The organism is Winogradskyella pulchriflava (assembly GCF_042434315.1).
Classification (GTDB): Bacteria; Bacteroidota; Bacteroidia; order Flavobacteriales; family Flavobacteriaceae; genus Winogradskyella; species Winogradskyella pulchriflava.
On record NZ_JBHLTQ010000003.1, the window covers coordinates 485255 to 494748 of the forward strand.

8 protein-coding genes and 1 rRNA gene are annotated in these 9494 nt (G+C 31.8%); 8 read left to right on the forward strand and 1 reads right to left on the reverse strand.

What is annotated here, in order from left to right:
* Positions 1-26: 26 nt before the first annotated feature.
* The 8 genes from trmD to ACFFGA_RS08370 all read left to right on the forward strand — a co-directional run bounded on the left by trmD (position 27) and on the right by ACFFGA_RS08370 (position 9313).
* A complete protein-coding gene (trmD, locus tag ACFFGA_RS08335; RefSeq protein ID WP_386062383.1) occupies positions 27-704 on the forward strand; it encodes a tRNA (guanosine(37)-N1)-methyltransferase TrmD in 678 nt (225 codons plus the stop codon).
* Positions 705-886: 182 nt separating this feature from the next.
* On the forward strand, positions 887-1237 hold the full coding sequence (gene rplS, locus ACFFGA_RS08340) for a 50S ribosomal protein L19 (RefSeq protein ID WP_386062386.1): 351 nt from the start codon (positions 887-889) through the stop codon (positions 1235-1237).
* 739 nt (positions 1238-1976) lie between these two features.
* The gene (locus tag ACFFGA_RS08345) at positions 1977-2552 is read left to right on the forward strand and encodes a pentapeptide repeat-containing protein (protein WP_386062389.1); all 576 of its coding nucleotides are present in this window, start codon (positions 1977-1979) and stop codon (positions 2550-2552) included.
* A gap of 146 nt (positions 2553-2698) precedes the next feature.
* Positions 2699-4918 (forward strand): NADP-dependent isocitrate dehydrogenase, encoded by a 2220-nt coding sequence (locus ACFFGA_RS08350; RefSeq protein WP_386062392.1) that lies wholly within the window; start codon positions 2699-2701, stop codon positions 4916-4918.
* Between the two features lie 142 nt (positions 4919-5060).
* Positions 5061-7436, forward strand: coding sequence for a TonB-dependent receptor (locus ACFFGA_RS08355; RefSeq protein WP_386062395.1), 2376 nt, complete (start codon positions 5061-5063; stop codon positions 7434-7436).
* A 3-nt stretch (positions 7437-7439) separates the two neighbouring features.
* Positions 7440-8252, forward strand: a complete 813-nt coding sequence (locus ACFFGA_RS08360; RefSeq protein WP_386062398.1) for a DUF4249 domain-containing protein — start codon at positions 7440-7442, stop codon at positions 8250-8252.
* 22 nt (positions 8253-8274) lie between these two features.
* Positions 8275-9087: an N-acetylmuramic acid 6-phosphate etherase gene (gene murQ, locus ACFFGA_RS08365; RefSeq protein ID WP_386062401.1), complete on the forward strand. Its 813-nt coding sequence runs from the start codon at positions 8275-8277 to the stop codon at positions 9085-9087.
* The gene (locus ACFFGA_RS08370; protein ID WP_386062404.1) at positions 9074-9313 is read left to right on the forward strand and encodes a DUF6095 family protein; all 240 of its coding nucleotides are present in this window, start codon (positions 9074-9076) and stop codon (positions 9311-9313) included. The genes murQ and ACFFGA_RS08370 overlap by 14 nt, the downstream gene beginning before the upstream one ends.
* A 74-nt stretch (positions 9314-9387) precedes the next feature.
* Here ACFFGA_RS08370 and rrf read toward each other — a convergent pair.
* Positions 9388-9494, reverse strand: a 5S ribosomal RNA gene (gene rrf / locus ACFFGA_RS08375).

The window sequence follows — 9494 nt, forward strand, 5'->3', positions numbered from 1 at the left end:
ACCTTTGCATTCTATTTAGATAAACAATGCGCATAGATATCATAACCGTATTACCAGAACTATTAAAAAGTCCGTTTGAAGCCTCAATCCTTAAACGTGCAATAGAAGCCAATTTGGTAGAAGTCCATTTTCATAACCTTAGAGATTACACCACAGATAATTACAAATCTATTGACGATTACCAATTTGGTGGAGGAGCTGGTATGGTAATGCTTATAGAACCTATAGATAAATGTATTTCAGGTTTACAAGCAGAGCGTCACTACGATGAAATTATTTACATGACGCCAGATGGCGAGCGTCTTAACCAAAGTATTGCCAATCAGGTTTCGTTAAAAGAAAATATTATTATCCTTTGCGGACATTATAAAGGTGTGGATCAACGTGTCCGCGATAAATTTATAACCAGAGAAATATCCATTGGAGACTATGTACTTTCTGGCGGAGAACTTGGAGCCGCTGTGCTATGCGATGCTGTAATACGATTAATACCTGGTGTTTTGGGCAATGAGACCTCTGCCCTAACCGATTCGTTTCAGGATAATTTATTGGCACCACCTATTTATACCAGACCACGAGAATATAAAGGTATGAAGGTTCCAGAAGTGTTATTTAGTGGAGATTTTGGCAAAATTGAAAAATGGCGCGAAGAACAAGCCTACAAAAGAACACAAGAACGACGACCAGACCTTCTTAATGGTTAATGCTTAATGGCTAAAAAAACAAATAAACGACTCAACGATTAAACCCATAAACAATCGGTAAAAAACTTTTCACTTTCTACTTTTTACTTTTAACTTTTTAATTATCTTTGCACCCACTTTAGATTAACCTCTGGCGAAAATCGTGAATGTTGATTTGAAACAACCATAATAAAAGAAAAAACATGGATTCTTTAGTAAAATTTGTACAAGACGAATTTGTAACCCGTAAAGACCTTCCTGCATTTAGTGCTGGTGACACAATTACTGTTTACTACGAAATTAGAGAAGGAGAAAAAGTACGTACACAGTTCTTTAGAGGTGTAGTATTACAACGCAAAGGAACAGGAACTTCTGAAACATTTACAATCCGTAAAATGTCAGGAACAATTGGCGTAGAGCGTATCTTCCCAGTTAACTTACCTGCTTTACAAAAAGTAGAAGTTAATAAAAGAGGTAAAGTACGTAGAGCTAGAATTTTCTACTTTAGAGGTCTTACTGGTAAAAAAGCAAGAATTAAAGAAGTTAGAAGATAATTTAACTTACATACCACTCAAAAAAGCCTTCAGTTATGAAGGCTTTTTTAGTTATTAACTTTTGTTAATAACTACAGTTTATAAGATGTTTATATCTATTTAGTTAAAAAATTTGTATATTCGTAATATAAATCTACATTTACTAAACAATTAACAACAAACCTAGTTTGGTTTTGAATCTTCGGAATTGAATTTATGTTAAATTGTAGTAAAGTAACGTTCTTTATATAATGAGATTGTTTTTTGAGGTTAGCAAACCGCTTATGTAGATAAGTGTTGGTGTAGTTAACCATGAAGCTTATATTTTGTAACATGCACTGTAGGTTAGAAAACGTAAGTGAAAAGCTTTGAAAAAGTAACGGAATCGAAAGTGAACGCGAATAGGATAAGCAATGTTTTTTGGACGTATTGAACGCGCAAACGAACAATGTTAAGAGAAACATCAAGAAAAACAAATCTTGAGAAACTTAGTAATATCAGGTCAATACATTTTGAAAGGTAAGAACAGTTTCATTGAAACAGCAACGCTTGAACCGAAAAGGATGATGGTGTAAGCCATACAGCTGAGTTAGTGTAATACTAAATAAGTCGTAGCAGTACTGTTTCAAAGAGAAGCCATGTCAGCACAGTTTACTGTAGTGATATGGCTTTTTATTTATATAAACATTTTCAGTTTTAGTATCCTAAACTCGTTTCAGGATGTCATAAATTTTAATCAAATCTTTTGTATTCTTGTAAAATGAATCAACAATCTGTAGATAATAAAAGTTTTATAAACCAAGATTTTACCAAAAACTTTCTACCAAAAATAGAATACCTAGACTGTACGTTTACTAACTGTAATTTCGAAAATTCTGATATTTCTAATACAATATTTCTAGAATGCGAATTTATAGAATGTAATTTTAGTAACGTTAATGCTATGCACACCACATTTAATGAGGTTGATTTTAATAATTGTAAACTTGTTGGTGTACAATTTCAAAATTGTAATGATTTTTTGTTAGCCTTTAGTTTTAAAAACTGTTCCTTAAATTTAAGTTCCTTTTACCAGTTAAAAATTAACAATACAAAATTTTTAAATTGTAAAATGCACAATGTAGATTTTACAGAAACAGAAGCTAAAAATGTAGACTTTTCTGAGTGTGATTTAAAAAATGCCGTTTTTGAACGTGCGCAACTTAATGGCTCAGATTTTTCTTCAGCCTTTAACTTTTCAATCAACCCTTCTACAACTACAATTAAGAATGCAATTTTCTCAAAAGAGAACATTTTAGGATTACTTAATGCATATAAGATTAGAATTGAGTCATAAAGCTAAATTTTAAGACTCTCAATTATCAATTTAGTGAATTTTTAGGTGCTTTACTACGAATCTAACATATACAAAACTGTACCTTTTTTGTATATTTGCACAGCTTAAATTTTAGCCAACTCGCAATCATATTATATTAACGACTTATGACAAAAACAGCAAAGATTGTTTATACAAAAACCGATGAAGCACCTGCTTTAGCAACACGTTCTTTTTTACCAATTGTTCAATCATTTACCAAATCTTCTGGTATTACCATTGAAACTAAAGATATATCATTAGCAGCAAGGATTTTAGCTGCATTTCCAGATTTTTTAACCGAAGATCAAAAAGTAGCTGATGCTTTAGCTGAATTAGGTGAATTAGCAAAGAAGCCAGAGGCTAACATCATAAAATTACCAAATATTAGTGCATCTATTCCTCAACTTACAGATGCCATTGAAGAATTACAATCTAAGGGTTATAAAATACCTAGCTATCCAGACGAGCCAAAAACTGATGCCGAAAAAGAGATTAAAACACGCTACGACAAAATAAAAGGTAGTGCGGTAAACCCTGTACTAAGAGAAGGAAACTCAGATAGACGTGCTCCAAAAGCAGTTAAGAATTATGCCAGAAAAAATCCACATAGCATGGGTGCTTGGTCATCAGATTCTAAAACACATGTCGCTACAATGAGCGCTGGAGATTTTGCTCATAACGAAAAATCTGTAACAATAGCAGATGCAACAAATGTAAAAATTGTTCATACAGATACTAATGGTGCTCAAACGGTTTTAAAGGATAATTTAGCTTTACTAAAAGGCGAAATTATTGACGCTACAGTAATGAGCAAAAAAGCATTATTGGACTTCTTAGACAGAGAAATTAAAGATGCAAAAGCACAAGATGTGTTAATGTCTCTGCACATGAAAGCAACAATGATGAAGGTTTCTGATCCAATTATTTTTGGACATGTTGTTAGAACCTATTTTAAATCTTTATTTGAAAAACATGCAACTACATTTAAAGAAATAGGTGTAGATGTAAATAATGGTTTTGGGAATTTGCTTGAAAACTTAGAAGAATTACCAACAGCTAAACGTGAAGAAATTGAAGCTGATATAAAAACAGCTTTAGAAAACGGACCAGATTTAGCTATGGTAAACTCAGACAATGGTATTACCAATTTGCATGTCCCTAGCGATGTAATCATTGATGCTTCTATGCCAGCAATGATTCGTACGTCTGGACAAATGTGGAATGCTGAAGGTAAACAACAAGATACTAAAGCTATAATACCAGATAGTAGTTATGCTGGTGTATATATAGCAACAATAGATTTTTGCAAAAAACATGGAGCGTTCGACCCAACAACTATGGGAACTGTACCAAACGTTGGACTTATGGCTCAAAAAGCTGAAGAATATGGCTCTCATGATAAAACTTTTGAAATAGCTTCAAACGGTAAAGTTGAAGTTATTGTTGCTTCAGGTTCTGTATTATTAAGTCATGCTGTAGAAACTGGTGATATTTGGAGAATGTGTCAGGTTAAAGATGCACCAATTCAAGATTGGATAAAACTTGCTGTAACAAGAGCAAGAGCTTCTCAAACACCAGCTGTTTTTTGGTTAGATAAAAATAGAGCTCATGATGCTGAATTGATTAAAAAAGTGAATCAGTATTTACCAAATCATGATACTACAGGTTTAGATATTAGAATTTTATCACCAATTGACGCTACTAATTTCACATTAGAACGTATAAAAGACGGTAAAGATACTATTTCAGTAACAGGAAATGTATTAAGAGATTACTTAACCGATTTATTCCCAATTTTAGAAGTTGGTACAAGTGCAAAAATGTTATCTATTGTGCCATTAATGAATGGCGGAGGCTTATTTGAAACTGGTGCTGGTGGTTCAGCTCCTAAGCACGTACAACAATTTATTAAAGAAAATCATTTACGTTGGGATTCATTGGGTGAGTTTCTAGCCTTAGCAGTATCTCTAGAACATTTTGCTATCGTTAATAACAATGAAAAGGCAAGAGTTTTAGGCGAAACTTTAGATGACGCTTCTGATAAATTGTTAGAGAATAAAAAGGGACCTTCAAGAAAAGTTAATGAACTAGATAATAGAGGTAGTCATTTTTATTTAGCACTATACTGGGCAGAAGCATTGGCTAAACAAACAAAAGATGAAGAATTAAAAACTGAGTTTTCAAAAATTTACGCTGAACTTTCTGCAAACGAAGAGACTATTATAAATGAACTTATTGATTGCCAAGGTAAGTCCGTAAATATTGATGGATACTATTATCCAAACGAAGATCTAGTTTCTAATGCTATGCGACCAAGTAAAGTATTAAATAACATACTTAGCTAAAAATGATAGTATTTAGATCATATAAAAAAAGCTTCTATATAGAAGCTTTTTTTATACTTTTAATTCTATGTAACTAATTAATACGCAAATCGTCTATTTTTATAAAACAGATATCATCAATCAAAAAAATATTAGACATTTCATGGCAATCTCACACAGAGTACTACTGCTCTTTTTCTTTATAGGTCTACAAATACTTACGGCACAAGATAAATTCACACTCAGCGGAACTATAACAGATGATCAAAGTAACGAAACCCTCATTGGTGTTAATATTATTATTCCAGATTTGCAGACAGGTACTGTAACAAATGAATATGGGTTTTATTCAATAACGCTTCCTACTGGTACTTATAATATACAGATTAGCTATTTGGGTTATAAAACCATTGCTGAAACTATTGTGCTTAACACTGATTTATCTAAAAATTTTAAATTGAGTGAATCTGCAGAGAGTTTGGATGAAGTTGTAATTGAAGAGAACATAGAAAGGTTAAATATTAAGAAACCTCAAATGAGTGTTAATTCTTTATCTATTAAAACGATAAAGAGTATGCCTGTAATTTTGGGAGAAGTTGATGTTATCAAGTCTATAACACTTCTGCCAGGTGTTACAAATGCTGGTGAAGCATCATCTGGTTTTAATGTTAGAGGTGGTGGCGCAGATCAGAATCTAATTTTATTAGACGAAGCAACTATATTTAATTCATCGCACCTATTTGGCTTCTTTTCGGTTTTTAACCCAGATGCCATAAAAGATCTAAAACTTTACAAAGGTGGTATTCCTGCAAAGTATGGTGGTCGCGTATCTTCAGTTTTAGATATATATCAAAAAGAAGGAAATAGCTCTGAATTTCATATGAATGGAGGCATAGGACTCATCTCTAGCAGGTTACTTGCAGAAGGTCCTATAAAAAAAGACAAAGGCTCATTTCTTTTTGGTGGTAGAAGTAGTTATGCGCATTTGTTCCTGCCTTTATTTGATATTAACAACATTGCCTATTTCTATGACCTTAACACAAAATTAAGTTATAGAATAAATGATAATAACAGTGTTTTTCTATCGGGTTATTTTGGACGTGATGTATTTGAACTAAGTAATAGTTTTGCTAACACATATGGAAACACTGTAGTTAACTTTAGATGGAATCATTTATTTTCAGATAAACTATTTTCAAATTTATCTATGATTTATTCCGATTACTATTATGGTTTAAAACTGGATTTTGTTGAATTTGATTGGGAATCTGGTATCAGAAATTTCAATCTTAAATATGATTTTAAGCATTACTTAAGTAATAATTTTAAGCTGGAATATGGATTAAATAGCATCTACTATAAATTCAATCCAGGTGAAATTAACCCAACTACTGAGAGCTCTGGTATTAATCCATTTAAACTCATAGACAAATATGCTTTTGAAAATGCAATTTATGTTGATGCAGAACACAAATTAAACAATAAGCTTTCGGTTAGTTACGGAGCAAGGTTTAGTACTTTTCATCGTTTAGGCCAAGATGAGCTAAATATTTATGAGAACAATAATCCCGTGGTTTTTAATGAAGAAATAGGCATTTATGAAAAGGCAGAACCAATAGGTACAAAAACCTACGACAGAAGTGATGTTATAGAATCATTTGCAAACATTGAGCCTAGATTTGCCCTTGCTTATCAATTAAATAATAATACATCCATAAAAGCAAGTTATAATAGAATGAGCCAATATTTGCATTTATTATCTAACACTAGTTCGCCTACTCCACTAGATGTGTGGACACCAAGTGGGAAATATGTAAAACCACAACTCTTAGATCAAATTGCTTTAGGGTATTTTAAGACCTTCAAGGATGACGCATTCTCATTAGAAATAGAAACCTTTTATAAAACCATTAAAAACCGGATTGATTATATTGATGGTGCAGACTTAATTGCAAATAATGCTATAGAACAAGTTATTTTAAATGGTAAAGCTAGAGCTTATGGCCTAGAGCTATTATTAAGAAAAAATGAAGGTAAATTGAAAGGTTGGTTATCATATACGCTTTCAAAATCTGAACAAAAAACGCCAGGCAGGACAGACCTTGAAACTGGTATTAATGATGGTGATTGGTATAACACTGCTTATGATAAGACTCATGACATTTCATTAACTGGAAGTTACGAGTTAAATAAAAAATGGTCATTTAGTTCTAATTTTATATTTCAAACTGGACAACCTTCTACATTTCCTAATGGACAATATCAATACAATGATATTATTGTACCTAGTTATGAAGCAAGAAACTCAAGTAGATTACCGTCATATCATCGTTTAGACATAGCAGTAAATTATAATCCTAACCCAAATAGCACTAAAAATTTTAAAGGAGAATGGGTTTTTGGCGTTTATAATATATACAACAGAAGAAATGCAGCAAGTATTAGTTTTAGAGAAGATAGAAATTCTGGGAGAAACGAAGCTGTAAGGCTTTCAATATTCGGAATAGTGCCTTCAGTATCTTACAATTTTAAGTTTTAAATCATGAGAAAAAGATTATATATAATATTCATTTTAAGTATCTGTTTCAACTGTGAAGATGTCATAGATGTTAACCTCAATGAAGCAGAACCAAGATTAGTAATAGAAGCTTCAATTAATTGGTTCAAAAATACATCAGGAAATGAGCAAAGTGTAAAATTAACTTTATCAGCACCTTTTTATAATGAAAATGTACCTCCAGCTAATGACGCTATTGTAAATATCTCTGACAGCAATGGTAATGTTTTTAACTTTATAGAAGATAATGATACTGGTAATTATCTTAATGATAATTTTATTCCTGTAATTAATGAAACGTATACACTTACCATAAATTATAATAATGAAACCTATACTGCAACAGAAACTCTAAAATCTGTTTCTTCTATTGACTATATTGAACAAAATAATGAAGGTGGATTTACAGGAGAAGATATTGAATTAAAGGCTTACTATACAGATCCTGCTGATATAGAAAATTATTACTTTTTCGAATTCATTAGTGATATTCCTGTAATACCGACATTAGAAGTCTATAATGATGAATTTACTGATGGCAATCAAATCTTTGGGTTTTATACTGAAGAAGATTTAGAGCCTGGAGATATAGTTACAATACGAAACTACGGTGTTTCTGAAAGGTTTTATGAATTTATGTTTATTCTTCTACAACAAGGAAGTGATGATGGTGGCCCTTTTGAAACACAACCAGCAACTGTTAGAGGCAACTGCATAAACGAAACAAATCCTGAAAATTATCCTTTTGGATATTTTAGATTATCTGAAGTAGATGAATTAATCTATACAATTCAGTAAAAGTAATTCGTATATTTAAAGTATGACTTTTATAAAAACCACTGAACAAGACTCACATTATAATAATCTCGAAGACATGTCTATTAATGAGATTATAACTAATATTAATAATGAGGATAAAACGGTTCCATTAGCAGTAGAAAAGTCTCTACCACAAATAGAAAACCTCATAGAACAAGTCGTTGAAAAACTAAAAAACGGAGGAAGATTATTTTACTTAGGTGCTGGCACAAGTGGTCGTTTAGGTATCTTAGATGCTTCCGAGTGTCCACCTACTTTTGGTGTTCCGCATGATTTAGTCATTGGATTAATCGCTGGAGGAGACAATGCTATTAGAAAAGCAGTTGAAAATGCAGAAGATTCAACATTACAAGGTTGGAAAGATTTACAAAAATTAAATATTTCAAATAAAGATATAGTAATAGGTATTGCAGCATCTGGAACTACTCCATATGTTATTGGTGCTTTAAAAAAATGCAATGAAAATAATATTATTACAGGTTGCATTACATGTAATAAAAATAGTCCATTATCATTAACCTCAAAATTCCCAATTGAAATAATTGTAGGTCCAGAGTTTTTAACTGGTAGCTCAAGAATGAAAGCTGGTACAGCTCAAAAACTTGTACTTAACATGGTAACTACTACTACTATGATTCAATTAGGAAAAGTAAAGGGAAATAAAATGGTAGATATGCAATTAAGCAATGAAAAGCTTGTTCATAGAGGTGTAAAAATGATAATGAATGAATTGAATGTTAATGAAGAGGAAGCAACTAAGCTCCTACATAAGTATAAGAGCGTAAGAAAAAGCATAATTAATGGACGAAAATAATAGAACAGATAGAAACATATTAACTAAGGGGTTAAAACAAATGGGAATATGTCTCATTCTAATGTTTATGGGGCCAACTTTACTTCATCTTAGTTTAAGTAATGATGACAAACCGTTGTATATTCCATTGCTTATAGTATCAATATTATTATGCATAGCAGCTATAGTACTATTATTTATTGGAATTAATACTATAATTAATAGTATCTTCAAAAAGAAAAAATAACATTATTACAATTCATTTTTCAAAAGCATCTATAAACAAAAAACCCTTACTAGATAACTAGTAAGGGTTTTCAAAAAAGGCGGCGACCTACTCTCCCACAGAAAGCAGTACCATCGGCGCAAACGGGCTTAACTACTCTGTTCGGAATGGTAAGAGGTGAGCCCCGTCGCTATAACCACCT